Here is a 26,236-nt window from a genome sequence, read left to right on the forward strand (position 1 = left end):
GATCCGACCGGGGATAAGACACAGACTCTCAGCAGGCGCCGAGATCCTGCCAGACCCCCCATGCGCCGCCGGCCCCGGGCTCGTCGCCCTTCGTCCACCACTTGGCCTTCCAGGTGTGCGACTTGTGGGCGACGGTCGTCCCGCTGCCGTACTCGGAGGCGGTGCTCCACGCGGGGGCGGTGCACTTGCCGGGGCCCGGCGGGTCGGTCGGGTCCGGCGGGTCGGTCGGCCCCGTGCCGCCGCCCGGCTCGACGAGCGTGGTGCCGCGCGCCAGGTCACCGGCGAGGGCGTACGTCGTGCCGCTGATGTCCACCGTCCAGTTCCACGGCGTGGACACCGGCAGGTAGTAGTTGAAGGAGAGGTCCATGGAGGCGCCGGGCGCCAGGGACTGCCAGGCGGGCAGCTTCAGCGAGACCCGGTGGAAGTCGCCCTTCAGGCCGCCGACGTTGCTTCCCGTGTGATCGCTGCTGATCACCTTCGTACCGAAACCGGACTGGTCGGAGGCGTTGCCCGGGGCCGCGGTGGAGTAGTCGAACTGGAACTCCGTGCCGCCCGGCAGCGCGCTCTTCGTATTGTTGGTGATCTTCACCTTGGGCGTGATCGGGTAGTTGGAGTCGCCGAGCTTGAAGTCGCCGAACTCCACGCCGATGTCGACGGCCTTGGTGGGCAGCTCCTTGTTCGAGACCTTGGCGCCGTAGGGCTTGGCGGCCTTGAACCTGTCGTGCATCAGCGAGGTGAGCGTGTCGCCCATCTCGTACTGGCCCTTCGTGGCGTTCCAGCGGTAGTCGCCCGCCATCTCCCAGATCATCGTGCCGCCGATGCCCTTGTCGACCACGTAGTCGGCCTTCTTCGCCACCGACTCCTCGTCCTCCGTCGACAGGAAGACCTTCTTGTCCGCGTTCCACAGCCACGGCGCGACCAGCGAGGAGCTGTACTTGCGGGCGTAGGTGCCGGTCAGCTTGGTGTCCGCGGGGAAGCCGTACTTGGTGACGTAGTCGCCGACGATCCCCTTCTCCAGGTTCTTGGCGTGCCACATCGGGTTGGATCCCGCGGGCGACTCCTTGCCGTTGTCGTCCTTGTCGTGCCAGAGGTTGTCGATGCCGACCGCGCCGTCACCGCACTTGGTCAGTCCCGATCCGGCCGGACAGCTGGTCGCGGCCGCCTTGCCCCACAGGCCGTCGGTGCCGCCCTGCACGTTCTTGAAGCCGCGCGTGTAGTACGGCAGGCCGATGTTGATGCGCCCCGCGGGCATCGAGCCGCGGAAGTAGTGGTAGGCCCAGTCGGTGTTCAGATAGCCGATGCCGCCGTACTGCTGGCTCCCGTACACGTTCGCCGACGCGAGCTCGGCGTCCTTGCCGTCGTCGAAGAGTGAGGCGTTGGGGCCGACGTACTCGTTCCAGGCGCCGTGCAGGTCGTACGACATGATGTTGACGTAGTCCAGGTACTTCTGGACCTGGAAGGTCTCCATGCCGCGCAGCAGATAGCCGGAGGAGGGGGCCGCCACGGTCAGCATGTAGTGCTTGCCGTCGGCCGCGCCCGCCTTGTCGAGCTTCTGGCGCAGGGACTTCATCAGCGCCGCGTAGCCCTTGACGAGTCCGCCGCGGCGGGCGTTGGAGAGCGAGTGGTCGAGCGGGTTGCCCGCGTCCTTCATCGTGGTCGGGTACTCGTAGTCGATGTCGACGCCGTTGAAGCCGTACTTCTTTATGAAGGAGACGGCCGAGTCGGCGAACGTGTCGATGCCCGCCTGGTTCACCGAGCCGTCCGCGTTGGTGGCCATGGAGTAGAAGCCGCCGGAGTTCACGCGCTTGCCGTCGTCGCCGAAGTAGCCGCCGGTCTCGGCCCAGCCGCCCACGGATATCAGGGTCTTGACGTCCGGGTGCTGCTTCTTGAACTTGTTGAGCAGGTTGAAGTGGCCCTTGTACGGCAGCGCCGGGTCCATCTCGGCGCCCGCGACGCCGGGCCAGGTCATTCCGGTGGCGGCGTTCTTGTCGCTGTCGGAGCCGACGGAGAGCTTGTTGTCCTTGTCGACGTGCGCGAAGGCGTAGTTGACGTGGGTGATCTTGTCCCACGGGATGTCCTTGGCGAGATAGGCGGGCTCGCCGTTCTTGCCGGTGCGCCAGCCGGTGAAGTAGCCGATGGTGCGGCGCTGGTGGTCGGCGCCCATCTTCTCGCGGCCGTCGCTGTCGTAGACGGAGCAGTAGGGGACGTTCACGCCGGGCGTCTGATAGAGGCCGTCGGGGCGGCAGGACGCGTCGTCGGCGGCGGAGGCGGGCGAGGTGCCGCCGGAGACCAGGCCGAGCAGCAGTCCGGCGACGGCGGCGCCGGAAGCGAGCAGTGTGGGTCTCGCGGTGGGTCTGGCGGTGGGTCTCGCGCGGGTGAGGGACGGCAAGGGGGGCTCCTGGGGACGGTGCGGAAGTCGAACGGGGCGGAACAACACAACTGGTGAAGATGTGATTCGTTCTGGGGCCCCGGCGTGCGCACACCGTCGGCTCCGGCTCCTCTGAGGTGACGCAGAGATTAAGAGGACTAGACCAGTGCGTCAATAGGTCTGGACCAAGTTGGTTGAATGGTGATTCTGTGAGCCAGGCCACAGTCGGTCACCCGTATGGCCTTCGACCGGCCATGGCACACTGGCCTCGTACCAGAAGCAGCGCACTCCGGGGTCGGTGTAATTCCGAACCGGCGGTTACAGTCCGCGACCCGGCCACCTCCAGTGGCCGGTTGACCAGGTGAAATTCCTGGACCGACGGTGAAAGTCCGGATGGGAGGCAGTGCGCGGCGGGCGGGCATCTTTGTTGCACGCCGTCGTAGTTGGCTCGTTCCTGGCGTTCCCAGGAGCGGTTCCGGGAATTCCCGGGACATCTGTCCCTTCGGCGTCGGCGTCGCCACAGGTGTCGTTGCCCGTACGTTCTGTCGTCATCGACAGTGCCCCGGAGTCCGTGCCCGAAGAGGCAGGAGGACCCGGTGGCCACCGCCGCAGCCGAAGCAACCGCGATGCAGCGTGCCGTCACGCTGGCCGCGCACGGACTCGGCTCCACCAGCCCCAACCCCGTCGTCGGCTGCGTCGTCCTCGACGCCGCGGGCGAACGCGTCGGCGAAGGCTGGCACCAGCGCGCGGGCGGCCCGCACGCCGAGGTCAACGCCCTGCGCGCGGCAGACGAGCGAGCCCGCGGGGGCACCGCCCTCGTCACCCTCGAACCCTGCAACCACACCGGCCGCACCGGCCCCTGCGCGCAGGCGCTCATCGACGCCGGGATCGCCCGTGTCGTCTACGCCGTCGCCGACCCGAACCCCACCGCGACCGGCGGCGCGCAGACCCTGCGGGCGGCCGGGATCTCCGTGGAGCAGGGCCTCCTGGAGGCCGAGGCCGCGGAGGGGAACGCCGCCTGGCTGACCTCCGTACGGCTCGGCCGCCCCCACGTCACCTGGAAGTACGCCGCCACCCTCGACGGCCGCACCGCCGCCGCCGACGGCACGAGCCGCTGGATCACCTCCGCCGAGGCCCGCGCCGACGTGCACCGGCTGCGCGCCGAGTGCGACGCCGTCGTCGTCGGCTCCGGCACCCAGCGCGCCGACGACCCGCACCTCGCCGTGCGGGGCGTCGCAGACACAAAAACAGCCGTCGTGCAGCCGCTGCGGGTCGTCCTCGACACCAACGGCACCGCCGTCACGCCCGGCGCCCGCGTCCTGGACGACGCGGCCCCGACCCTGATCGCCGTCGCCGACGACATCACGCCCTCGTACCGAGCCGGAGAAACGGTCCGGCTCCCGCGCGCCGAGGGCGGCCTGGACATCCCGGCCCTGCTCGACACGCTCCACGCGCGTGGCGTGCGGTCCGTCCTCCTCGAAGGCGGCCCGACGCTCGCCGGGGCCTTCGTCGCCGCGGGCGCCGTCGACCGCGTCGTCGGCTACCTCGCCCCCGTGCTGCTCGGCGCGGGGCCCGCCGCCCTGACCGGCGGCGGAATCACGACCATCACCGAAGCGTTGCGGCTCGACGTGCGCGAGACCGTCCGTATCGGCCCCGACCTGCGCATCACCGCGACCCTCGTAGCGAAGGAGCACTGACGTGTTCACCGGAATCGTCGAAGAGCTTGGCGAGATCACCGCCGTCGAGAACCTTCCCGACGCCTCCCGCTTCCGCCTGCGCGGCCCCGTGGTCACCGAGGGCGCGAAGCACGGTGACTCCATCGCCGTCAACGGCGTCTGTCTGACGGTCGTGGAGCACGAGGGCGACGAGTTCACCGCGGACGTGATGGCCGAGACCCTGAACCGCTCCAGCCTCGGCGCGCTCGCCGTCGGCTCCCGCGTCAACCTGGAGCGCCCCACCTCGGTCGGCGCGCGCCTGGGCGGACACATCGTGCAGGGCCATGTCGACTCCGTCGGCACCGTCGTCGAGCGCGAGCCGTCCGAGAACTGGGAGATCGTCAAGATCTCGCTCCCCGACGGCCTCTCCCGTTACGTCGTGGAGAAGGGCTCCATCACCGTCGACGGCGTCAGCCTCACGGTCGTCGACGCGGGCCCCGACCACTTCACCATCAGCCTGATCCCCACGACCCTCGCGCTGACCACGCTCGGCATCAAGCAGCCCGGCGACCCGGTCAACCTCGAGGTCGACATCATCGCCAAGTACGTCGAGCGCCTGCTCGGCGACCGCGGCCAGGCCCCTGCCCCGGAGGCCACCAAGTGAACTGGCTCAACTCCGAAGCCTTCACGGCCTTCGACCAGCACATCCTGTGGTCCGACATGATCGGCAACACCGTCGGCCTCATCGCCCTCGCGCTCGGCTGGCGGCGCTCGATATGGACCTGGCCCGCCCAGTTCCTCTCCGGCGTCATCCTCGTCGCCGCGTACGCCTCGGCGCAGCTGTCCGGCGGCATCGGCAAGCAGCTCCTCGTCATCGGCGTCGCGGTCTGGGGCTGGCGGCAGTGGACGCGCGGCAGGCAGCGGGCGCAGGACGGCTCCATCGCCATCCGGTTCGCCACCTGGAAGGAGCGGGGCGTCCTGCTCGCGGGCACCGCGGTCGGCACGCTCGCGGTCGGCGCGCTGTTCAGCGCCGTCCCCGACCTCTCCTGGAACCCCTGGCCCGACGCCTACATCTTCGTCGGCACGCTCGCCGCGATGGTCGCCCAGGCCCGCGGCCTCGTCGAGTTCTGGTTCGCCTGGCTGCTCGTCGACGTGGTCGGCGTACCGCTCGCTTTCAGCAGCGGCCTCGCCTTCTCCGGACTCGTGTACGTCGTCTATCTCGCCCTCGTCCTCTGGGGCCTGCGCGACTGGTGGCTGCGCTCCCGCACCGCCGCCTCGCAGCCCGTCATGGAAGGAGCCCCGGCATGAGTACGGCACCTGTTCGGTACGGCACAGGACCCGCCGAAGACCTGACGCTCGACCCGGTGGCGCAGGCCATCCGCGACATCGCGGCGGGCCGCCCCGTCGTGGTCGTCGACGACGAGGACCGCGAGAACGAGGGCGACCTCGTCATCGCCGCCGAGAAGGCGACCCCCGAGATCGTCGCGTTCATGATGAGCGAGTGCCGGGGACTGATCTGCGCCCCGATGGAGCCCCTCGAACTCGACCGGCTCCGCCTCCCGCAGATGGTCGAGCACAACACCGAGTCGATGAGCACGGCCTTCACCGTCTCCGTCGACGCGGCCGCCGCGCACGGCGTGAGCACCGGCATCTCCGCCGCCGACCGCGCCACCACGCTCCAGCTGCTCGCCTCGGGCGACGCGGGACCCGGCGACTTCGTGCGCCCCGGGCACATCTTCCCGCTGCGCGCCAAGCCCGGCGGCGTGCTCGTGCGCAACGGCCACACCGAGGCCGCCGTCGACCTCGCCCGGCTCGCGGGCCTGCGCCCCGCAGGGGCCATCGTGGAGATCGCGGGCGAGGACGGGAAGATGCTCCGCCTGCCCGAGCTCGTCCCCTTCGCCCGCAAGCACGGCCTGACGATCATCTCCATCGAGGACCTGATCGCCTACCGCCACTCCTCGGAGCCCACCGTCCGCCGCGAGGCCGAGGTCAGCCTGCCGACCGCGTTCGGCACCTTCACCGCGTACGGCTACCGCTCCACCGTCGACGGCGTCGAGCACGTCGCCCTCGTCCACGGCGACCTCGGCGACGGCGAGGACGTCCTGGCCCGCCTGCACTCCGAGTGCCTGACCGGCGACGTCTTCCACTCCCTGCGCTGCGACTGCGGCCCGCAGCTCGAGGCCTCGATGCGGCGCATCACCGCCGAGGGGCGCGGCGTCGTGGTCTACCTGCGCGGCCACGAGGGACGCGGCATCGGCCTGCTCTCCAAGCTGCGCGCCTACGAGCTCCAGGAGCGCGGCAGCGACACGCTCGACGCCAACCTGGAGCTCGGCCTGCCCGCCGACTCCCGGGACTACGGCGCGGGCGCGCAGATCCTGCGCGACCTCGGCGTGCGCGGCGTACGGCTGATGACCAACAACCCCGACAAGACGGACGCGGTCCTGCGGCACGGCCTCAAGGTCACCGGGCGCGAGCCCATGCCGGTCGAGGCCGGCGAACACAATCTTCGGTACCTGCGCACCAAGCGGGACCGGATGGGGCACGACCTGCCCTGGCTGGACACCACCGAAGTGTCCGCCTGCGGCAACCAGTAAATACCGGCCACGGTCAGAGGATCTGAAGGAGAAGCGCGTGAGCGGCAAGGGTGCACCCGAACTGAGCGTCAAGAACTGCGGCGACCTGCGCGTCGCGGTGATCGCCGCCCAGTGGCACGAGAAGGTCATGGACGGACTCGTCGACGGCGCCCTGCGCGCCCTGGGCGAACTCGGCATCAGCGAGCCGACCGTGCTCCGCGTGCCCGGCAGCTTCGAGCTGCCCGTCGTCGCCAAGGTCCTCGCGGGACGCGGCTACGACGCGATCGTCGCGCTCGGCGTCGTCATCCGCGGCGGCACCCCGCACTTCGAGTACGTGTGCCAGGGCGTCACGCAGGGCCTCACCCAGGTCACCGTGGACACCGGAGTCCCGATCGGCTTCGGCGTGCTGACCTGCGACACCGAGGAGCAGGCCCTGGACCGCGCGGGCATCGAGGGATCCCGCGAGGACAAGGGCCACGAGGCGGTCACCGCCGCCGTGGCCACCGCCACCACGCTCCGTACCGTCTCCGAACCCTGGCGCTGAGGGGGACCGTCCCGCCGCGTAGAGTGGCGACCATCATGTCCAAGAAGACTTTCGAGGAGCTGTTCACCGAGCTCCAGCACAAGGCCGCCTACGGCGACCCCGCGACCTCCCGCACCGCCGAGCTGGTCGACAAGGGCGTCCATGCCATCGGCAAGAAGGTCGTCGAGGAGGCCGCCGAAGTCTGGATGGCCGCCGAGCACGAGGGCAAGGAAGCCGCCGCCGAGGAGATCTCGCAGCTCCTGTACCACGTACAGGTGATGATGGTCGCCCGCGGCATCTCCCTCGACGACGTCTACGCCCACCTCTGAGCCGTACGTCCACCAACTCAGCCCGACCCACCCGTCACGCAAAGGAATCCCGCCTCATGCTGCGCATCGCCGTCCCCAACAAGGGTTCACTGTCCGGACCTGCGTCGGCGATGCTCCATGAGGCCGGATACCAGCAGCGCAAGGAGTCCAAGGAGCTCGTCCTCGTCGACCCCGACAACGAGGTCGAGTTCTTCTACCTGCGCCCCAAGGACATCGCGATCTACGTCGCGACCGGCCGGCTCGACATCGGCATCACAGGACAGGACCTGCTGATCGACTCCGGCGCCGACGCCGAGACGATCCTGCCGCTCGGCTTCGCCCGCTCCACCTTCCGCTTCGCCGCGAAGCCGGGCACGGCGAGCACCATCAAGGACCTCTCCGGCAAGACCGTCGCGACCTCCTATGAGGGCATCGTCGCCAAGCACCTCGCCGAGCAGGGCGTCGACGCCGCCGTCGTGCACCTCGACGGCGCCGTCGAGACCGCCATCGAGCTGGGCGTCGCCCAGGTCATCGCGGACGTCGTGGAGACCGGTACCTCCCTGCGCAACGCGGGCCTCGAGGTCTTCGGCGAGCCGATCATGCGCTCCGAGGCGGTCGTCATCCGGCGCACCGGCGCCGCCACTGACGACCCGAAGGTGCAGCAGTTCCTGCGCCGCCTCCAGGGCGTCCTGGTCGCCAGGGCGTACGTGATGATGGACTACGACTGCCGCGCCGAGCACCTGGAGCAGGCCGTCGCCCTCACCCCGGGCCTGGAGTCGCCGACGATCTCCCCGCTGCACAACGAGGGCTGGGTCGCCGTCCGCTCCATGGTCCCCGCCAAGGAGGCCCAGCGGATCATGGACGACCTGTACGCCATCGGCGCGCGGGCCATCCTGACCACGGCCATCCACGCCTGCCGCCTCTGACCGGCCCCTGATCCGGTAGGAGCACCGCCGCATGCCTGAAAGTCCCGCCAGCCCCGCCCTCCCCGCCCTGCCCGTCACCTTCCGGCCGACGCGGACCCGGGCCGTCCTGCTCACCGCGGGCGTCGCGATCCTCGTGGTGATCACGGTGATCGCCTTCCTGCTTCCCGCGCTCAGCCCGGGGGAGCGGACCAGCTTCGTCTTCACCGGCGCGCTGCTCTTCGCCGTGCTCGCGCTGCTCAGCAGGCCCAAGGTCGTCGCCGACGAGTCCGGCGTCACCGTCGTCAACATCGCGACGAGCCGCCGCCTCGCCTGGGCCGAGATCGTGCAGGTCAACCTCCGCCCCGGCGACCCCTGGGTGTTCCTGAACCTCAGCGACGGCACCAGCCTGCCCGCCCTGGGCATCCAGCCGGGCATCGCCAGGCAGCAGGCCGTCACCGACGCCCGCGCCCTGCGTGCCCTCGCGGATGCCCGAACGGCTCGCGAAGACTAGGGCCTGGACGTTCCGTGGCACGTCTTGATTAATCTGGTGGCGGGGCACGCACGGTGCGCCGCCCCGCCCCCGACGGGCCCGCCCGGCTCCCAGGGGCTCCTGCTACCCGAGGAGTGACTCCCTCCGGCGATGGACGGATCGTCCTGTAGTACCTGCGCCGCCCCCTCCCGGCATACCGGGACCGGCACGACCGGAGAGGCGGCGGCATGACAGTGCCCCTGCTGCTTCTCGGGGCGGCATTCCTGCTGATTCTCGCGAACGGCTTCTTCGTGGCGGCCGAGTTCGGCCTCGTCACCGTGGAGCGGCCGGACGCGGAGAAGGCCGCGGCCGACGGCGACCGACGGGCTCGTACGGTCGTCAACGCCCTCAAGGAGCTGTCCTTCCAGCTCTCCGGCACCCAGCTCGGCATCACCATCACCTCGCTCGTCGTCGGCATGCTCGCCGAACCGGCCCTCGCGCGTCTGCTCGCGGGCCCGTTCACGGCCGTCGGCGTGCCGGAGGGTGGTGTCGGCGGTGTCTCCGTAGTGGTCGGCATGCTGCTCGCGTCCGCCGTGCAAATGGTGATCGGCGAGCTCGTGCCCAAGAACTGGGCGGTGTCAAGGCCGCTGCAGGTCGCGCGGTTCGTCGCGGGCCCGCAGCACGTGTTCGCGCGGCTCTTCCGGCCCGTGATCGCCCTCCTGAACACCGTGGCCAACCGTTTGGTGCGCACCCTCGGCGTCGAACCCGCCGAAGAGCTGGCCTCGGCCCGCACCCCCGGTGAACTGGTCTCCCTGGCCCGGCACTCGGCCCAGGCCGGTGCCCTGGAGCAGGACACCGCCGACCTGTTCGTGCGCACCCTCTCCCTCGGCGAGCTGACCGCGCAGCACGTCATGACGCCGCGCGTGAAGGTCAGCGCGCTGCAGTCCTCGGCGACCGCCGAGGACGTGGTGAACCTGACCCGCGCCACCGGCCTGTCCCGTTTCCCCGTCTACAACGAGCGGATCGACGAAATCGTCGGCATGGTGCACCTCAAGGACGCCCTCGCGGTGGCCGCCCACGAGCGGCTCAGGACGCCCGTGCGCCGCATCGCGCAGCCCCCGCTGCTCGTCCCCGAGACGCTGCCCGTGCAGCCCCTCCTGGAGCGGCTGCGCAGCGAACAGCCGATAGCCGTCGTCGTCGACGAGTACGGCGGCACGGCGGGCGTCGTGACCCTGGAGGACATCGTCGAGGAACTCGTCGGCGAAGTCCGCGACGAGCACGACCGCTTCGACCTGCCCGAGCTCTGCGTGGCGCCGGCCGAGGACAGCGGGCCCGCGTGGGACGCCGACGGCAGCTGCCGGGTCGACACGCTCCAGCGGATAGGACTCGACGTGCCCGAGGGGCCGTACGAGACGGTGGCCGGTCTCGTCGCCGATCTGCTCGGCCGCATCCCGGCCCCCGGTGACCGGGCCGAACTCCCGGGCTGGCGGCTCTCGGTGCGCCAGGTCGGCCACTACCGCGCGGAGCGGGTGCGACTCGTCCGCGTCCAGGAGGCCGGTGCCGCCCACAACGGCGCGGGCACTGCCGCGGAGGCCCTGCGATGAGCCTGCTGCAACTTCTCTTCGCCGTCCTGCTCGTGCTCGCCAACGGCTTCTTCGTGGGCGCGGAGTTCGCGCTCGTCTCCGTGCGCCGCAGCCAGATCGAGCCGCTGGACACCAAGCGGGCCCGCCAGGTCCTCTACGGCCTTGAGCACCTGCCGCAGATGATGGCGGCCGCCCAGTTCGGCATCACCGTCTGCTCGTTGACGCTCGGTGCCGTCGCCGAGCCGACCGTCGCCCACCTCCTGGAGCCGGTCTTCGAGGCGGCGCAGCTGCCCGAGGGCATGATCCACCCGCTCGGCTACGTGATCGCGCTCGCCGTCGTCATCTTCCTCCACCTCGTCGTCGGCGAAATGGTCCCGAAGAACCTCGCGATGGCGGCCCCCGAGAAGACCGCCCTCTGGTTCAGCCCCGGTCTGGTCGCCTTCGCGCGGCTGTGCCGTCCGGTGACCGTGGCGCTCGGCGCCTGTGCGCGGCTCGTCCTGCGGCTGTTCAAGGTGGAGCCCAAGGACGAGGTCGAGGCGGTGTTCACCAGCGTGCAGCTGGGCCGCCTCGTGGAGGACTCGGGCCAGGCGGGACTGCTCGACCCCGTCGAGCAGGAGCGCCTGGAGGACGCCCTGGAGCTGGGTTCGCGCCCGGTCACCGACGTCCTGCTCGACCGGGCGTCGCTGGTGACGGTGGGGCCATCGGTGACCCCGGCCAGGGTCATAGAGCTCACCGGCCGCACCGGCTACTCCCGCTTCCCGGTCTGCGCGGAGAACGGCGCCTTCATGGGCTACCTCCACGTCAAGGACGTACTGGACCTGGAGGAGACCGACCGTGCCGTGCCGCAGCAGGTGTGGCGGCCGATGACCGTGCTGCGGTCCGAACTCCCGCTGGACGACGCCCTGACCGTGATGCGCCGCGCGGCGACGCATCTGGCGCAGGTCGCCGACGCGTCCGGCAGGGTGCTCGGCCTGGTCGCCCTTGAGGACGTCCTGGAGCTCCTGGTCGGCGAGGTCCGCGACCCCGCGCACCGGGTCACGCTGCCGAGGACACCGCCGGAGGGGAGCAGGGACGCCGCTCGGGCGGTCAGCTCGGTGGGCTGAGCCGGTGGAGCCCCGGGGTGTCAGAGCCCCGGGGTGTCCTGCGGTCCCCGTCCCGAGAGCACCTCGCCGTACGCCTGCATCAGGTCGGGGAGCCGCAGCGTCGACAGGTCGGCGCGCCCCGGATCACCCGGGTAGCCGGAGAGCCGCAGGTCACGGTAGGCGCAGCTCTTCTCGTACAGGGTGCGCAGGAACCGGCCGTTGCCGAGCTCGTCGATCCAGGACTGGTCGACGACGTGCCCGCTGATGGAGCGCAGCTCCTCGATCGCCTCCTCGTCCCACACATCGCCGTTGTCCGCGGCGAGCACCTCGCCGATGGCGGTGAGCTCCAGGGGGCGGTACGAGGGGAAGTCGACGCGGGTCGTGAAGCGCGAGGACAGACCGGGGTTGGCGGCGAGCAGCCGGTCCATGCCCTCGGGGTAGCCCGCGAGGATCACGACGAGGTGGTCCCGGTTGTCCTCGGCGCGCTTGAGGAGGACCTGCAGCGCCTCGTCGCCGTACGCGTCGCCCTTGCCGTACCCGGAGTTGGAGAGCGAGTACGCCTCGTCGACGAAGAGGACCCCGCCGATGGCCGAGTCGATCAGCTCGTTGGCCTTGACCGCCGTCTGGCCGAGGTACTCGCCGACGAGGTCGGCGCGTTGCGCCTCCACCAGGTGGTCGCCGCCGAGCAGGCCGAGCGCGTAGAAGACGCGGCCGAGGATGCGGGCCACGGTGGTCTTACCGGTGCCCGAGGGGCCCGAGAAGACGAAGTGTCGTTTCGGCGGCTGGACGGGAAGGCCCTGGGCGGCGCGCAGGCGCGCCATGTTCAGCTGGGCTGAGAGCGCTTTGACCTGGCGTTTCACCGGCTCCATGCCCACCATGCCCTCCAGTTCGGAGAGCGCTGCCTCCAGCAGGGCGGGGTCGGTGGGGCCCGGCGGCACCTGCGGGGGACCGGCCTTGATCGGGATGATCGCCTTCTCGCGCACGGCATCGGTGTCGGAGGGTCCCGCGGAACCGGAACCGGAACCGGAACCGGAAGCGGAGTCGGTGGCCGACGGGATACCGACGGTGGGCAGGTCCGGGCCGGTGACCTTCAGGTCACGCCCCTCCGTGCCGGTGCCGAACAGTGTGTCGATGCCGTCGGGCCCCTCCAGCATGTCCTGGCCCGCACCGGTCAGGCTGATCGCGGCGGCGAGGTCGGCCGCCTCGTCGTACCCGTCGCCCTCGGCGATCGCCGCGAGCCGTGCCGAGGTGTCCATGAACGAGGCGTCGACCCGGTGCACCGCGCGGTACAGCGGCAGGGCGGCGGCCGAGCGGCCGGTGCCCTCGTGGGCGCGGGCCAGCCAGTACCGCAGCTCCTTGCGCTGCGGCTGCTCGCTGCGGCAGCGCATCAGGGCGGCGGACAGGAGCGGCTCGGCCTGGCCGTACGTCTCCAGGCGCACCCGCGCCATGCCGCCGAAGAGCCCGGCCTCGATGCCCAGCATCGCGTCGTCGATCAGCGGGTCGGTGTGCCGCACCAACTGTTCCCAGTCCTTGACCAGGTAGGAGCGGCAGGCGTGCAGGAAGCGCACCTGCGGGTCCGCGTCGACGGGTGGCAGGCCCGCCAACGCCCGGTCGAGCTCCGGGACATGACGGCCGTCGAGCCAGTGCGAGGCGTGTGCGAGCAGCAGGTCGCGCGTGCTCTCCAGGACGGGCTGTACCCACCAGCCCAGCCAGTACCAGGAGTTGAGGGCGCGTGCGTGGCGGGTGCGCTGTTCCCCGAAGCGGTCGCGGTGCTGGAACATGCGCAGCAGCGCCGTCGTCGTGTCGATGCGCAGGGCGTGCAGCCCGAGCCAGCCGTCGGCCATCCCGGGATCCATCCGTACCGCCGTCCGGAACTCCTCCTCCGCCTGCGGATAGGCGCCCATCGTGTAGGCGTCGACGCCTCGCAGCCAGGCGAGGTCGGCCGGGGCGGGTGAGCCCACCGCGTCGAAGTCCATCAGGTCCCCCACAAACCGTGCCCCCGTTTGCGTACCGCCGGACCGGTGCCCGCCGGCGACTGCGCTGAACCACTGCGCTGAACGACTGTGCTGCGGACGGGAGTTGATTCGATGCGCAGAGCAGCCGTCCGAAAAGGCGCACCGATACGCATCGTACCTGCGGAGGAGCGGTCGGCCGTAGGGTGCCGCACCGGCGGATCGGCCGGAAAGGGCCGTCGGGGAGGCGATCGGATGGTGACCGACGGTAAGCGAATGCTGGCTCGCGGCGGCCGGAAATCGACCGCTGAGGGCAGAACGAAGCCCCCGATCACGGGGGAACAACCGGGGGCTTCGTGTCTGCGGGCGGTCCGTTGAGACCGCACATTCAGAACGTAAGTCCTGTAAGGGCCCTGGGTCAAGCAGAGTTGGGGCACTCGCGGAAACTCGCGGGGTCATACGGAAGCGGCTTCCCGGAGGGTCAGCGGACCGCCGATGGGTCATCACTCTGTGTGACAATTTGTGTGTCTGAGGGTGCCCCATGGGGCCCGGTAATCACTTGGTATCCCTCTGGGCACTGTCGTACCAAGAGGTCGGCGAAGGGCCGGGAGGGGTCCTCGGCGAAGTGCCGGAGCTCCGCGGGCTCCCAGCCGTCCCAGAAGTCACTCTGGACCGACCCGTCCCGTCGGCGCCCCCGCCGCCACGCCTCCTCCTGCGGCACGTCCATCCAGAGCACCGCGGCAAGGTGCGGGCGCAGCGCCCGGCGACCCGCCCCGACGCCCTCGACGAGCACCACGGGTGCGGGCGGCAGGGGGGTGTCGGCGGGGCCGAAGCGGCGCTCGTGCCAGTCGTACGTCGCGTAGTGCGCCGTCGTCCCGCGGGAGAGCGGCCCGATGACCTGCCGCCGCAGCCGCTCCGTCCAGCCGAACAGCTCGTCGTGGCTCGCGATGTCGTCGAGCCGCAGGACGGGCGCGTCACCGGCCGCCTCGGCGAGCCGCCGGGCGAACGTGGACTTGCCCGAACCCGCGTGGCCGTCCACGGCGATCAGCCGGACGGGCCCGCAGGAGGGCGGCAGGCGGCGCAGCGCGTCGGCGAGGCGGGGGAGCGCGGGGAGCGGGGCGTGCGGGTGCTGTCCGGTCATCACCGGCAAGGGTACGACCGCGGAAGGATGTGTTCCGCGCGCCGTCGCAGGTCATGCCATTGGTTGAGGCCAATATTGGTGCGTACGGCAGTGCCTGGACCGCTGGCAGAAGTCGGCCGGTAACCGCCATGGTTGGCCCACTTCCGTGCACCTGACCCGACCTTCCGGATCCCGCCGGAAACCACGTCGACTGGGGGTCCCCTCCATGGACCGAGCAGGCAGAACCGACCGTACCGACGACATCTCCCGCAGATCCGTCCTTGCCACGGCCGCCGCCGTGACCGCCCTCGCGGCGACCGCCGCACCCGCCCTGGCCGCGGGCAGAGCGGCCGACCGGAGCGGCGCCCCGCGCGCGGACCGGCTCGTGGACAACCGCTTCTGGGTCTCGCTCAAGGACTGGAGCACCGGCACCGCCGAGGGCACCGCCCTCGTCACCGGCGCCCGCCCCGGTCTGCGGATCAAGAAGCCCGTGGGCCGCACCGACTACACCGACCCGCACACCGGCAGGACGGCCACCTGGGAGTACGCCCGGTGGACAGCGCCCGCGCACCGCTCCGCCGTCCCCGCCACGGAGGTCATCGCGTCCTGGAACGCCCGCACGCCGCCCGGCACCTGGCTCCAGGTCGAACTGTGCGGGACGTACGCCGACGGGACGAAGAGCCCCTGGTACGTGATGGGCCGCTGGACCTCGGGCGACAATCAGGAGACCGACATCCGGCGGACCTCCGTGGACGACCAGACCGACGGCAAGTCGACGGTCTGGACGGACACGCTCTCCGTCGACGACGCGGCAGCGGGCCCGCGGGTCGTCTCGTACCAGTTGCGCCTGACGCTCCACCGCAAGCCGGGCGCCACCGCCACCCCTACGGTGTGGCGGCTCGGCGCGATGGCCTCGGCCGTCCCCGACCGCTTCACGGTGCCCGCGTCGAAGCCGGGCCCCGCCAGGGAACTGAAGGTCCCGCGCTACTCCCAGGAGATCCACGCGGGCCAGTATCCGGAGTACGACAACGGAGGCGAGGCCTGGTGCAGCCCGACGTCCTCGCAGATGATCATCGAGTACTGGGGCCGCGGGCCGACGCCCGAGGAACTGGCCTGGGTCGACCCGTCGTACGCCGACCCGCAGGTGTGCCATGCGGCCCGGCGTACGTTCGACTACCAGTACAACGGCTGCGGCAACTGGCCCTTCAACGCCGCGTACGCGGCGACGTACAAGGACCTCCAGGGCGTCGTCACCCGGCTCACCTCGCTCACGGACCTCGAGACGCTGATCGCCGCGGGCATCCCGGCCATAACGTCCCAGTCGTTCCTCAAGGAGGAGCTGACGGGCGCGGGCTACGGCACGGCGGGCCACCTGATGACGGTCATCGGCTTCACGGCGGACGGCGACGTGATCGCCAATGACCCGGCGTCGCCGAGCGATCCGGCGGTGCGCCGCGTCTACCGTCGGCGTGAGTGGGAGAACATCTGGCTGAGAACGAAGCGCTACAACGCCTCGGGCAAGGTCGTATCGGGCACGGGTGGCGTCTGTTACCTGTACTTCCCGGCGCGACCGTCCGCGCGACAGCGTGCCGCGCTGGCCGCCGTCGGGGTGCGCTGAAGCCCGATGGACGGCCCGATGGACGGACCGGATGGACGGACCCGATGGACGGGGAGGCGCCCGTCTCCGCGGGGGAGCGGGCGCCTCCCCGACGGTTCAGTGGGGGCCGTGGCCGTGGCCGGGCCGGGGCGCCGCGCGCCTGCGCACCGTGTCCGTGCTCAGCGGTGGTGGCTGGTGGGGGCGGGTCGGGCCCTGCCGGTACTGCATCATCACGAACTGGGAGGCGATCTCCGGGAGCGGGGCGGCGGCGGTCGCGATCACCCAGCCCGGTCCTTTGATGGCGTGGTTGATCTGCCGCACGGCACCGTCGGGGTGCAGGGCGTGGGACGCCACGGTCGCCAGGTAGATGGGCCCCGCGAGGGGATGGCAGCGGACCTCGTGGGCCAGATTGACCAGCGCGGGATCGGCCGGGTGGTTCGTGACCGCCCGTCTGACGGCCGGACAGGCTCCTCGCGCCCAGTCCTCGGCCCAGTTCACCAGCGTCTCCTCACGGGCCACGTCGTCGAGCAGCATCCACCGCATGATGTTGGTCGGTGTCCGGCCGCCGGGGAAGAGGGCCTTGAACTCGGCGTTGTACACCAGGATGTCCCAGTGGTCGTCGATGATGTAGGCCATCGCGCCCGTGACCCCTTCGACCACTGTCTGCCAGGCCGCGTGCACCGGCGTCCAGTCTCCGAAGTGCTTTCCGTCCAACCCCACTTGTCTGCGCCTCTCACGTCATGTCGTCGGCAGTTCCGCGTCACTGCGACAGGTTAGGTCGGCCCCCCGTCCGGAGGAGCGAGGATGCGTCAGAGCCCGGCCGGGCCCGAGCGGAACCCGAGTGGAACCCGAAGGCTCGGACGCGTTCCGGGACCAATACATGCATTTCGCGCACCCTGTCGGCGGGTACCGCGTTCTACGGTCACGACAGACCTGATCACCGAATGCGGGGACCTTATGGATGTGCAGCAAACCCCAGCCCTGTCGGAACTGAGCTCGGAACTGAGCGACCTCCAGCGCCGCGGCCGCGCGTGCGTCTCCTGCGGGGTCGCCCTCGACAACGCCACCGCCGTCGACCTCGGCAGCCGTCCGGACGTGGCCGTCGACCACCGCGCCGACGTGTTTCCCCGTGCCTGCCCGTGCTGTGCCGCGGGGGGAGCGTTGTGAGGCTCGCGAGAGTCGCCGAGCGGCAGGGCAGGCTCCTCGACCACCTCGACCGGTGCGAGCCCTGCCGACGCCTCGCGTACTGCCCCCAGGGCAGACGGCTGCAACAGCAGGTGCGGGAGGCCCGTGATGCTCTGCGCCCGGTGTGATCAGCCCATCCGCCCGGGTCAGCCGTACACCACCCATGCCATCCACGGCGCGTCGGCGGGCGGTGCCACCGTTCGCCTGCACGTGGCCTGTCCGGGCGGCGGGGGCGTCCGGGCGCGGAGGTGACGCCGTCCACCTGCCGGTGGCCCCGGTGACACACGCGTGCCCGCCCTCCCGTGCGGGAGAGCGGGCACGGCGCGGGGTCAGGGTCAGCGGTCCTCGCGGAACGAGTCGCGCATGCCCTCGGCCTTGTCGCGCATGTCGTCCGCGGTGTCCTTCGCCTTGCCCTTGGCCTTGTCGGTCTTGCCCTCGGCTGCCATCCGGTCATTGCCGGAGGCCTTGCCCATCATCTCTTTGGCCTTGCCTTTTGCCTTGTCCATGGCGTTGTCGCCCATGACGGCTCCTCTGGTCGGGGATGCCCCCACGCTATGAGATGCGGAGAAGTAGCGCATTTCGGGCAATGTGCTCACCTTGGGTCACGTGGCCGGGTCCACCACCCAGTCCGGGTGGCCCGGCATCGGCGGCGTCCTGTCGCCGTACAGCCACGGGTGCAGGAAGCCCGCCAGATCCTGGCCCGCGACCTTCGACGCCAGGTCGACGAACTGCTGGGTGCTCGCCGTACGGCCCTTGAAGCCGCGCACCCAGGCACGCTCGATCTGCTGGAACGTGGCGTCGCCCACGTGCTCGCGCAGCGCGTACAGGACGAGGGCCGAGCCGTCGTACCGCATGCGCTTGAACAGGTTCGGCTCGGTCGGCTCGGCGGGGGCGCCGTAGTCCCTGCGCCACTGGTCGTGGGCCTGGTAGGCGGTCTTCATGGCGGCCTCGAAGCTGTCCCCGCCGTGCTGCTCGGAGTACTCCCGCTCGTAGAAGCGGGCGTGCCCCTCGCTCAGCCACAGGTCGGACCAGCTCTTGAGGGCCACGCTGTCGCCGAACCACTGGTGGGTCAGCTCGTGCACCAGGTTCCGCTCGGCGTCGACCCGCGTGCCGAGCAGGTCCGCCTTCGGGACGAGCGAGAGGGTCTGGGTCTCCAGGGCCACGCCGAGATCGGTGTCGCCGACCAGGACGCCGTAGCGGTCGAAGGGGTAGGGGCCGAGCTTCCCCTCCAGCCACTTCAGATGGTCGGGGGTGAGGGCCCGGTACGCCGCCGTCGGCTCGACCAGCGAGTCCGGGACGACATCGCGCAGCGGCAGGCCGCCGGGCCCTTCGCCGTCGATCAGCCGGAACGTGCCGATGGCGAGCTGCACGAGCTGGGTGGAGAGCGGCTGTTCGGAGTCGTACGTCCAGCGCACCCGGCCGCCGGGGCGTTCGGTCCGCGAGACCAGCTTGCCGTTGGCGACGGCCGTGCGGTCGCCCGGCGTGGTGATCCGGAAGGTGATCGGCGCGCGTTGGCTCGGGTGGTCGTTCCCCGGGAAGATCAGCCGGGAGCCGTTGGGCTGCGGGTAGACCACCGTGCCGTCGGGCGTGGGTATCCAGCCGTAGTCCTCGATCGCGTCGTCGCGGTGCCGCGTCTGCGTCGGGTCGGCGGTGTAGGTGACCTTGACGGTGAAGGAACTGCCCTTGCCTATCGGGGACTTGGGGGTGACCGTCAGCTCGTCGCCGGTACGGGAGGCGAGCGCCGCGGTGCCGTTCACGGTGACGGTGTGCAGGGTGTTGCCGCCGAAGTCCAGGTTGAAGCGCGAGAGTGCCTGCGTCGACCGGGCCTTGATCGTCGTCGTCGCCTCGAACGGGGTCCTGGGCGCCTGCCAGTCGAAGTCCAGGTAGTAGCGGTCCACCTGGTAGCCGCCGTTCCCGTCCAGCGGGAACATCGGGTCGCCGAGGCCGGGCGCGCCCGGCGACGGCTTCTCGGCGGTGGCCGGTTTCTCGGCGGCGGCCGGTGCGGCCTGCGAGACGGGTGCGGTCAGGGCGGCCGCCGCGGTGATCGCGGCCGCGAGAACGAGCCGCGCTCTGCGGCGCGAGCGGGGCGGCGTCGTCCGGTTCGTGCTCATCGGAAACCTCTCGGTCGTACGGTGCACGCGGATACGGACGGGGGAGACACCCCGCCGTCCGTAGGTAGACGCGCGGTGCCGTGTCCGAGTTGTGGGGTGAGCAAGGTCTCTCCCGCGAAAGCCGCTTCTGCTGGCATGGTGGAGAGGGATCCCGTCCGGCGTGCGAACGCGAGGGATCACCTGGGGGGAAGTCACCTGCCAGACGAACGTCAGTGAGAAGACATGACTGCGACCTCTGCCACCGCCGTCCGCGCCAAGGCCCGCACCGGCGGCCCCGAGGAAGACGGGCCGAAGCTCCTTGAGCACCTCGCGGGCTGGACCCTCGTCGTGGTCCTCGCGATGCTCGTCACCCAGATCGGCCTGATGTGACGCCGCTCTCCTGACCGCCGGTGCGGTCGGGCTCTTCAAGGCCCGCCCGCCAGTGCCGCTCCGGCACCCCCACGAGCCCGTACAGCCACCGCACCGGCGAGCGCCGGTGCAGCAGCGTCACACCGGCCGCCACCGCGAACAGCGGGAGGCCGAGCCAGCCGCCGACGAGGCGCACCAGCACGCTGGCGAAGAGCGCGCCCACGAACGGCAGCCCGTAGACCCCGGCCGCCGCGATCACGACGGCGAGGAGCCTTTGCACCTTGCGGTCCTCGTCGGCGCCCGGCAGCGACCAGCCCTCCATGAGCCAGCCGATCTCGGTCACCAGCATGGTGCCGATCACCGCGGCCCCGAAGAGCAGCAGCGCGAGGAACGTCCCGGACGTCAGGAAGTCCAGTACGTGGTTGATGACGCTGTCCCGCGGCCAGTCGGCGAAGTCCCCGGCGCCGGACGACAGGAAGCGCTCGTACCCGCTGCCGTCCCAGCCGTGGATCCACGTGCCGAACAGCAGGAAGTACCCGCCGACGCAGCTCAGGTACGCCCAGTAGCCCGCGCCCACGAGCACCAGCGCCTGCGCCACCAAAAACCCGAGGATCGCGGCCACCGGGATCCCGCCCGCGTAGAACAGCACGAACCCCGCCCACACGTCGTCGGGCCCTTCCGCCACGTGCATGGTCGCCCAGGACGGGTTCTGCCACAACAAGAAGAGGCCGGTCGGCACCAGCAGGACGGCGGCGAAGAGGGTGGTGAGGGCGAGATAGGGGTTGGCGGCCCGGCTGCGGGTGCGCGGCCCCTCGCCCGCGTTGATCCGCTCCCACACCTGCAGCTGCCGCCCGGCCGAGACGGCGAACGTCGCGCCGATCGCGTACGCCCAGAAGAGGGCGGCCTGAATCTGGATCATGCCGGGCCCCTCACGCCGAGGCTTTCAGGGCGAGCCCGCCCGCCACGATCGAGTCCGAGGTGACCAGCGCCTGTTCGGCGCTCACGTCCGTCATGAAGACGAACGGCGGCACGACGGGCGGCACCGGCAGCTTGTCGGGCGTGAAGGTGAGGCAGAGGACGCCCTCAAGGCACCCCTTGAACCTGGTCAGATAGAGCGTGACCGCACCGCTCAGGTCCAATGTGTCGGCACTCAGGGCGAGTTCCTCGCTCCCGTCGCGCGTCCTGAGCCGGTAGTCGGTGAGCGAGGCCGCCTTCATCCGCAGCACCATGACCTTCAAAGGACCGTCCGCGGTGGGGATCTCGCGGACGCCCGCCAGGATGAAGCCCTGCGGCGCGAAGAGCGTCGTGGTGATGGTCGGCGGGACGCGCGTCGCCACGACCGCCTCCGCGGGAGCCGCCTTCGGCACCGCCGGGGCCGCCCGCGCGGGGCTCCCGTGCACCACGAGCCCCGCGACGATCGCCACCGGCAGCAGCACGCCGAGCGTCCGGGTGCCCTGTCCGTCCCGCACCCTGGGGCGCGCCGGGTCCTCCTCGGCGTCCCTCGGCACCGGCGTCCACCCGAACCCCATGGCGCTGCCCGCGATCCCGAGCAGCATGCCGACCAGGAACCCGCCGAGGTTGGTCGCCGCGAACGAGAGCACCGACAGGATCAAAGCGTTGATGCTCACGTAGTGGTGCGCGTGCGGCAGCAGCCAGAGGAAGAGCCCCGCCACGACAAGGGCGATCCCGATGCCGAGCGCCGCGATCCCGCCGAGCCCCAGGCTGACGAGCACGGTCAGGGGCGAGAGCGGGGTCAGGACCAGCTCGGCGCCGCCGAGGATCAGCAGCAGCCCGCCCCAGAACGGCCGGGTGCGCCGCCATCTGCGGACGGCCCGGCGCTGCTCGGGCCACGGCAGCCGCCGGTCGAGCCGGCCGCCGCCGTCCGTGCGGAAGGGCCTGACCCCGCCCCTGCCGCCGCCGGTCAGAAGCACTTCTTGCCACCGAGGCTGACGTCGACCCGCATGCCCTTGAGCCGGAAGTTGCCCCCGGTCGCCGACCAGGCGTGCGACCTCACCCCGGCGACCTCGATGTCCCCGGCCTGCAGCCCGAACTTGCCCTTCTCGCCCTTGACCCCGGGCACCTCGTCGAGCGTCGAGGCGTCCCGGCCGATCTCGGCGGTGCCGAAGCGGGCGTCGCCCACCAGGTCCTCGCCGTCGATGACGAGGTTGCTGGCCGTGACCTTTCCGGCGTCGCCGCCCGCGGTCAGCTTGAAGACGACGGTGCCGACCGGGGTCTTCACCGCGGCGGCCTGGCAGATGTCGGTGAGGGTGGCGTCGCCGATCCCGAGGAGCGCCACGGGGTGCCCCTTGCCGTCGACGTCCCGGTCCGTCTGCACGTACGACGACAGGCCGTCGCTGGTCAGTTTGCCGGACGACACCTGGAAGCTGGTGCCCGAGACGGCGAAGGACGCGGCGAGTGCGCCCTCGGCCATCACGGAGGCCATGACGCCGACGGCCAGGACGGCCGGCAGGGCCACCACGGCCGTCTTCTTCCAGGATGTTCTGCCCTCGCGTAACGCGCTGCGTGCTGCGCCCACTGTCTTCCTCCCGTACGTCATTTCGCGGTGCGTGGCGTGCGTAAGGGGAGTGCGTGAAGCGCCGTCGGGAGCCGAACCGGCAGGAGGCACTGGTCTGCCATACTGCGGACTTCCCGAGGCAGTTGGAGACTAGGGCCGAAATTGAATAATAGTCAACAGCGCGGCAGCGACCGCTCCGCGGTACGCCGCGCCGAACTCATCGCCACCGGCCGGAAGTTGTTCGCCGACACGTCCTACGACGCTCTGTCGATGGACGACATCGCGAAGCAGGCGGGCGTCGCCAAAGGGCTGATCTACTACTACTTCAAGTCCAAGCGCGGCTACTACCTCGCGATCATCGAGGACTCCGTCACCGATCTGGTGGCGCGCGCCGGCCGTCACGACGACCTGCCGCCGGTGGAGCGCGTGCAGCGCACGATCGACGGCTATCTGCGCTACGCCGAGCACCACCAGGCCGCGTACCGCACGATCATCAGCGGCGGCGTCGGCTTCGACGCCGAGGTGCACGCCATACGGGACGGCGTGCGGGAGGCGCTGATCACCGCGATCGCCGAAGGGGCGTACGGCAGGAAGGACATACCGCAGCTGGCGCGCACCGCGCTGCTCGGCTGGCTGTGCAGCGTGGAGGGCATCACGCTCGACTGGATCGGTCACCGGGAGCTGACGCGCGAGACGGTCGGCTCGCTCCTGGTGCGCACCCTCGGGGACACGCTGCGGGTCGTCGAGGACTTCGAGCCGTCGTACCCGGCGCCGGTGCACCCCTGAACGGACCCGCGCGAAAGGGGCGGGAGCCGACCGGCCCCCGCCCCGATTGCCGCGTACGTGACGTCAGTTGATGGCCTTGATCAGCTCACCGTTGGACGTGTCCCCGCTCAGCTCCCAGAAGAAGGTGCCGCCGAGGCCCTGCTGGTTCTTGTAGTTCATCTTCCCCGCGATGGTGGCCGGGGTGTCGTAACTCCACCAGCTGTTCCCGCAGTGCGCGTACGCGGTCCCGCCGACCGTGCCGTTGGCCGGGCACTTGGTCTTCAGTTCCTTGTAGTCGTCGATACCCTGCTCGTACTTGCCCGCGGCGGGGCCCGTCGCGGTGCCGCCCGGCGCCTTCTGTGTGACGCCCGTCCAGCCGCGGCCGTAGAAGCCGATGCCGAGCAGCAGCTTGTTCGAGGGGACGCCGAGGCCCTTGAGCTTCTTGATGGTGGCGTCGGAGTTGTAGCCGTCCTTCGGTATGCCGCTGTAGGAGGTGAGCGGCGAGTGCGGGGCGGTCGGCCCCTTCGCGTCCCAGGCGCCGAAGTAGTCGTACGTCATGGGGTTGTACCAGTCGACGTACTGGGCGGCGCCCGCGTAGTCGGCGGCGTCGAGCTTGCCGCCCGTCGAGGCGTCGGCCGGGATCGCCGAGGTCACGAGGTTGCCGCTGCCGAACTTCGAACGGACCGCGGACATCAGGTTCTTGTACGCCGCGCGGCCGCTGGTGTCACAGGTGAGGCCGCAGGTGTTGGGGTACTCCCAGTCGATGTCGATGCCGTCGAAGACGTCGGCCCACTTGGAGTTCTCGACGAGGTCGTAGCAGGACTGGGCGAAGGCCGCGGGGTTCTTCGCCGCCTCCGTGAACCCGCCCGACCAGGTCCAGCCGCCGAACGACCAGAGGACCTTGAGGTTCGGGTGCTTCTTCTTCAGCTTGCGCAGCTGGTTGAAGTTGCCGCGCAGCGGCTGGTCCCAGGTGTCGGCGACGCCGTCCACGGCCTGGCCCGCGGTGTAGGCCTTGTCGGTCGCCGCGTAGGCGTCGCCCATCGTGCACTTGCCGCCCTGCACGTTGCCGAAGGCGTAGTTGATGTGCGTGAGCTTGGCAGCGGAGCCGGACGTCTCGACGTTCTTGACGTGGTAGTTCCGGTCGTAGACACCCCACTCGGTGAAGTATCCGACGACCTTGGAACCGGCGGCGGCCTTGGTCGGCGTCGACCGGTCCTGCTCGGCGGCGGCGCTGCCCGCGCCGGCCAGCAGTCCCGCGCCGAGGGCGGTGCAACAGGCGGCGGCGAGGAGCGCCCGGAACGAGGCGCGGGAGGTGTGCGGTCTGAGCATCGTGACTCCTCGTGGGGGGAAACCGGGAGGGGGAAGAAGTGCTGTGGACCTGCTGGTGCGACTTGGCATGAACGCGTTCAGACGTTCGGGGGAACAGTAGGAGGACTAGACCAGTGCGGTCAATGGTTCGTACCAATCGGGCCGCCAGCGGCGATCTTCGGCTATCTTTCAAGTAAGCGGTCGTTAACTAGTGACTGGCTGCCGCCGATCGGTCATACTCAACGCGCCACAGCCGCAGGTCAGCTGCCTCCGTGACCCGGAGGGAGAGCCCGGCTCGGCATCGTTTCCCGGCGGCGCCGCCCCACCCAGCGCGGGCGTCCGCCGCAGCCCCACAGGGAGGAGAGCGTCATGCCCGACCGCATCGCACCGTCGGTGGACCGTCAGCTGCCCACGGATGAGGCCAGGGATCTGCTCTCGCTGGTCCGGGACATAGCCCAGCGCGAGATCGCCCCGAAGACGGCCGAGGAAGAGGACGCCGGGCGCTTTCCCCGCGAGGTCTTCACGCTGCTCTCCGACTCCGGCCTCCTCGGACTGCCGTACGACGCGGAGTTCGGCGGCGGCGACCAGCCGTACGAGGTCTACCTCCAGGTACTCGAAGAGCTCGCCGCCGCACGCCTGACCGTCGGTCTCGGCGTCAGCGTCCACACCCTGTCCTGCCACGCCCTCGCCGGTTACGGCACCAAGGAGCAGCAGGCCGAGCACCTGCCGGCCATGCTCGGCGGCGGCCTCCTCGGCGCGTACTGCCTGTCCGAGCCCGCGTCAGGGTCCGACGCGGCCTCGCTGACCACGAAGGCCGTCAGGGACGACGAGGGCTGGGTCCTCACCGGCACCAAGGCCTGGATCACGCACGGCGGCATCGCCGATTTCTACACGGTCATGGCCCGCACCGGCGGCGAGGGCGCCCGCGGCATCACGGCCTTCCTGGCGCCGGGCGACGCCGAGGGGCTGAGCGCCGCGGTGCCCGAGAAGAAGATGGGCATGAAGGGCTCGCCCACCGCCCAGATCAACTTCGACGGCGTACGTGTCCCGGACTCGCGCCGCATCGGCGACGAGGGGCAGGGCTTCGCCATCGCGCTCTCCGCGCTCGACTCGGGGCGGCTCGGCATCGCGGCCTGCGCGATCGGCGTGGCCCAGGCCGCGCTCGACGAGGCCGTCGCGTACGCCACCGAGCGGAAGCAGTTCGGCCGGCCCATCGCCGACTTCCAGGGGCTGCGTTTCATGCTCGCGGACATGGCGACACAGATCGAGGCCGGGCGGTCGCTCTATCTGGCCGCGGCCAGGCTCCGCGACGCCGGACGCCCGTTCGCCAAGCAGGCGGCCATGGCCAAGCTGCTGTGCACGGACGCCGCGATGAAGGTGACGACGGACGCCGTGCAGGTCCTCGGGGGGTACGGATACACCGCGGACTTCCCCGTGGAGCGCCTCATGCGCGAGGCCAAGGTGCTGCAGATCGTCGAGGGCACCAATCAGATCCAGCGCATGGTCATCGCACGTCACCTCGCGGGCCCCGACTCGCGCTGAACGGGCCGTAGTTCAAGGACTGGCTGACCGGCGGCGCCACGAGCCGCGCCCACTCGGGGTCGTGGCGCCCGGGCAGCGTCCGGCCGCGGTCGGCCCAGAGGCGGAGCAGCGCCCCGTAGATCGGCGGGTCCTGGACGTGCGGCTGCTGGTGCTGCTGCGGGTGCTGGTACAGCTGGTGCGGTTGCTGGTGGGGCTGCGGGTACGCCTGCTGGGGCTGCTGCTGGTAGGCGTACTGGTGCGGCTGGTGGTGCGCAGGTGAGTGCGGGTGCGGCGGGGGGTCCTGAGGCCGCTGGGGAACCGATTCTGCGGCGCCGGGCAACGTCACCA

General features: G+C 70.8%; 27 protein-coding genes and 1 riboswitch. Of the genes, 16 read left to right on the plus strand and 11 right to left on the minus strand.

Annotated elements, in window-relative coordinates:
• Positions 1–28 precede the first annotated feature (28 nt).
• Positions 29–2,389, minus strand: coding sequence for a chitinase C-terminal domain-containing protein (locus ABZ953_RS22935; RefSeq protein WP_361726775.1), 2,361 nt, complete (start codon positions 2,387–2,389; stop codon positions 29–31).
• A 259-nt stretch (positions 2,390–2,648) separates the two neighbouring features.
• Positions 2,649–2,779: riboswitch (FMN riboswitch) on the plus strand.
• Positions 2,780–2,994: 215 nt separating this feature from the next.
• Here ABZ953_RS22935 and ribD point away from each other — a divergent pair.
• From ribD to ABZ953_RS22985, 10 genes are all read left to right on the plus strand, one after another.
• On the plus strand, positions 2,995–4,065 hold the full coding sequence (gene ribD / locus ABZ953_RS22940; RefSeq protein ID WP_361726920.1) for a bifunctional diaminohydroxyphosphoribosylaminopyrimidine deaminase/5-amino-6-(5-phosphoribosylamino)uracil reductase RibD: 1,071 nt from the start codon (positions 2,995–2,997) through the stop codon (positions 4,063–4,065).
• Position 4,066: 1 nt separating this feature from the next.
• Complete coding sequence (locus ABZ953_RS22945; RefSeq protein ID WP_361726777.1) at positions 4,067–4,687, plus strand: riboflavin synthase; 621 nt, start codon at positions 4,067–4,069, stop codon at positions 4,685–4,687.
• Between the two features lie 56 nt (positions 4,688–4,743).
• Complete coding sequence (locus ABZ953_RS22950) at positions 4,744–5,331, plus strand: nicotinamide mononucleotide transporter family protein (protein ID WP_361726922.1); 588 nt, start codon at positions 4,744–4,746, stop codon at positions 5,329–5,331.
• On the plus strand, positions 5,328–6,617 hold the full coding sequence (locus ABZ953_RS22955; RefSeq protein WP_361726779.1) for a bifunctional 3,4-dihydroxy-2-butanone-4-phosphate synthase/GTP cyclohydrolase II: 1,290 nt from the start codon (positions 5,328–5,330) through the stop codon (positions 6,615–6,617). Before ABZ953_RS22950 ends, ABZ953_RS22955 begins: the two co-directional genes overlap by 4 nt.
• Before the next feature lie 37 nt (positions 6,618–6,654).
• The gene (gene ribH, locus ABZ953_RS22960) at positions 6,655–7,140 is read left to right on the plus strand and encodes a 6,7-dimethyl-8-ribityllumazine synthase (protein ID WP_361726781.1); all 486 of its coding nucleotides are present in this window, start codon (positions 6,655–6,657) and stop codon (positions 7,138–7,140) included.
• Between the two features lie 35 nt (positions 7,141–7,175).
• Complete coding sequence (locus ABZ953_RS22965) at positions 7,176–7,448, plus strand: phosphoribosyl-ATP diphosphatase (protein ID WP_361726783.1); 273 nt, start codon at positions 7,176–7,178, stop codon at positions 7,446–7,448.
• A 56-nt stretch (positions 7,449–7,504) separates the two neighbouring features.
• Positions 7,505–8,353: an ATP phosphoribosyltransferase gene (gene hisG, locus ABZ953_RS22970; protein WP_361726785.1), complete on the plus strand. Its 849-nt coding sequence runs from the start codon at positions 7,505–7,507 to the stop codon at positions 8,351–8,353.
• 31 nt (positions 8,354–8,384) lie between these two features.
• The gene (locus tag ABZ953_RS22975) at positions 8,385–8,843 is read left to right on the plus strand and encodes a PH domain-containing protein (protein ID WP_361726787.1); all 459 of its coding nucleotides are present in this window, start codon (positions 8,385–8,387) and stop codon (positions 8,841–8,843) included.
• Positions 8,844–9,049: 206 nt separating this feature from the next.
• On the plus strand, positions 9,050–10,405 hold the full coding sequence (locus tag ABZ953_RS22980; RefSeq protein ID WP_361726789.1) for a hemolysin family protein: 1,356 nt from the start codon (positions 9,050–9,052) through the stop codon (positions 10,403–10,405).
• A complete protein-coding gene (locus tag ABZ953_RS22985; RefSeq protein ID WP_361726791.1) occupies positions 10,402–11,487 on the plus strand; it encodes a hemolysin family protein in 1,086 nt (361 codons plus the stop codon). The genes ABZ953_RS22980 and ABZ953_RS22985 overlap by 4 nt, the downstream gene beginning before the upstream one ends.
• 20 nt (positions 11,488–11,507) lie before the next feature.
• Here the strand turns inward: ABZ953_RS22985 and ABZ953_RS22990 are convergent, their stop codons facing one another.
• On the minus strand, positions 11,508–13,442 hold the full coding sequence (locus tag ABZ953_RS22990) for an AAA family ATPase (protein WP_361726793.1): 1,935 nt from the start codon (positions 13,440–13,442) through the stop codon (positions 11,508–11,510).
• Between the two features lie 457 nt (positions 13,443–13,899).
• Positions 13,900–14,559 (minus strand): AAA family ATPase, encoded by a 660-nt coding sequence (locus ABZ953_RS22995; RefSeq protein WP_361726795.1) that lies wholly within the window; start codon positions 14,557–14,559, stop codon positions 13,900–13,902.
• A gap of 205 nt (positions 14,560–14,764) precedes the next feature.
• On the opposite strand from ABZ953_RS22995, the gene ABZ953_RS23000 reads away from it, so the two are divergent.
• Entirely contained in the window at positions 14,765–16,156 is a 1,392-nt protein-coding gene (locus ABZ953_RS23000) for a peptidase C39 family protein (protein ID WP_361726796.1), read from the plus strand.
• Between the two features lie 96 nt (positions 16,157–16,252).
• Here ABZ953_RS23000 and ABZ953_RS23005 read toward each other — a convergent pair whose 3' ends face one another.
• The gene (locus tag ABZ953_RS23005; protein ID WP_361726798.1) at positions 16,253–16,855 is read right to left on the minus strand and encodes a hypothetical protein; all 603 of its coding nucleotides are present in this window, start codon (positions 16,853–16,855) and stop codon (positions 16,253–16,255) included.
• Between the two features lie 243 nt (positions 16,856–17,098).
• Here ABZ953_RS23005 and ABZ953_RS23010 point away from each other — a divergent pair, with 243 nt between their 5' ends.
• Positions 17,099–17,302, plus strand: coding sequence for a hypothetical protein (locus ABZ953_RS23010; protein WP_361726800.1), 204 nt, complete (start codon positions 17,099–17,101; stop codon positions 17,300–17,302).
• Positions 17,299–17,448 carry a hypothetical protein gene (locus tag ABZ953_RS23015; RefSeq protein ID WP_361726802.1) on the plus strand — a complete coding sequence of 50 codons (150 nt, stop codon included), beginning with the start codon at positions 17,299–17,301 and terminating at the stop codon, positions 17,446–17,448. The genes ABZ953_RS23010 and ABZ953_RS23015 overlap by 4 nt, the downstream gene beginning before the upstream one ends.
• A gap of 207 nt (positions 17,449–17,655) precedes the next feature.
• Here the strand turns inward: ABZ953_RS23015 and ABZ953_RS23020 are convergent, their stop codons facing one another.
• Both ABZ953_RS23020 and ABZ953_RS23025 read right to left on the minus strand, forming a co-directional pair.
• Complete coding sequence (locus ABZ953_RS23020) at positions 17,656–17,841, minus strand: CsbD family protein (RefSeq protein ID WP_361726804.1); 186 nt, start codon at positions 17,839–17,841, stop codon at positions 17,656–17,658.
• 81 nt (positions 17,842–17,922) lie between these two features.
• Positions 17,923–19,431: a M1 family metallopeptidase gene (locus ABZ953_RS23025; RefSeq protein WP_361726806.1), complete on the minus strand. Its 1,509-nt coding sequence runs from the start codon at positions 19,429–19,431 to the stop codon at positions 17,923–17,925.
• A 222-nt stretch (positions 19,432–19,653) separates the two neighbouring features.
• Between ABZ953_RS23025 and ABZ953_RS23030 the strand changes: the two genes are divergently transcribed.
• Positions 19,654–19,800: an SCO1431 family membrane protein gene (locus ABZ953_RS23030; RefSeq protein ID WP_361726808.1), complete on the plus strand. Its 147-nt coding sequence runs from the start codon at positions 19,654–19,656 to the stop codon at positions 19,798–19,800.
• On the opposite strand, the gene ABZ953_RS23035 is transcribed toward ABZ953_RS23030, so the two are convergent.
• From ABZ953_RS23035 to ABZ953_RS23045, 3 genes are read right to left on the minus strand one after another with little or no spacing between them, the layout of a single operon-like run.
• Positions 19,778–20,698 carry a hypothetical protein gene (locus ABZ953_RS23035; RefSeq protein ID WP_361726810.1) on the minus strand — a complete coding sequence of 307 codons (921 nt, stop codon included), beginning with the start codon at positions 20,696–20,698 and terminating at the stop codon, positions 19,778–19,780. The two genes, ABZ953_RS23030 and ABZ953_RS23035, sit on opposite strands and share 23 nt — an antisense overlap.
• Before the next feature lie 10 nt (positions 20,699–20,708).
• A complete protein-coding gene (locus ABZ953_RS23040; RefSeq protein WP_361726812.1) occupies positions 20,709–21,710 on the minus strand; it encodes a DUF6114 domain-containing protein in 1,002 nt (333 codons plus the stop codon).
• The gene (locus ABZ953_RS23045; protein ID WP_361726814.1) at positions 21,701–22,258 is read right to left on the minus strand and encodes a DUF6230 family protein; all 558 of its coding nucleotides are present in this window, start codon (positions 22,256–22,258) and stop codon (positions 21,701–21,703) included. Before ABZ953_RS23045 ends, ABZ953_RS23040 begins: the two co-directional genes overlap by 10 nt.
• 198 nt (positions 22,259–22,456) lie before the next feature.
• Here ABZ953_RS23045 and ABZ953_RS23050 point away from each other — a divergent pair, with 198 nt between their 5' ends.
• The gene (locus ABZ953_RS23050; protein ID WP_361726816.1) at positions 22,457–23,080 is read left to right on the plus strand and encodes a TetR/AcrR family transcriptional regulator; all 624 of its coding nucleotides are present in this window, start codon (positions 22,457–22,459) and stop codon (positions 23,078–23,080) included.
• Between the two features lie 63 nt (positions 23,081–23,143).
• Here the strand turns inward: ABZ953_RS23050 and ABZ953_RS23055 are convergent, their stop codons facing one another.
• Positions 23,144–24,388 (minus strand): glycoside hydrolase family 18 protein, encoded by a 1,245-nt coding sequence (locus tag ABZ953_RS23055; protein ID WP_361726818.1) that lies wholly within the window; start codon positions 24,386–24,388, stop codon positions 23,144–23,146.
• A 348-nt stretch (positions 24,389–24,736) separates the two neighbouring features.
• On the opposite strand from ABZ953_RS23055, the gene ABZ953_RS23060 reads away from it, so the two are divergent.
• Positions 24,737–25,909 (plus strand): acyl-CoA dehydrogenase family protein, encoded by a 1,173-nt coding sequence (locus ABZ953_RS23060; RefSeq protein ID WP_361726820.1) that lies wholly within the window; start codon positions 24,737–24,739, stop codon positions 25,907–25,909.
• Here ABZ953_RS23060 and ABZ953_RS23065 read toward each other — a convergent pair.
• Positions 25,872–26,081, minus strand: coding sequence for a hypothetical protein (locus ABZ953_RS23065; RefSeq protein WP_361726924.1), 210 nt, complete (start codon positions 26,079–26,081; stop codon positions 25,872–25,874). The genes ABZ953_RS23060 and ABZ953_RS23065 overlap by 38 nt on opposite strands.
• Positions 26,082–26,236 lie beyond the last annotated feature (155 nt).

This window comes from Streptomyces sp. NPDC046465, assembly GCF_040646035.1.
Lineage (GTDB): Bacteria > Actinomycetota > Actinomycetes > Streptomycetales > Streptomycetaceae > Streptomyces.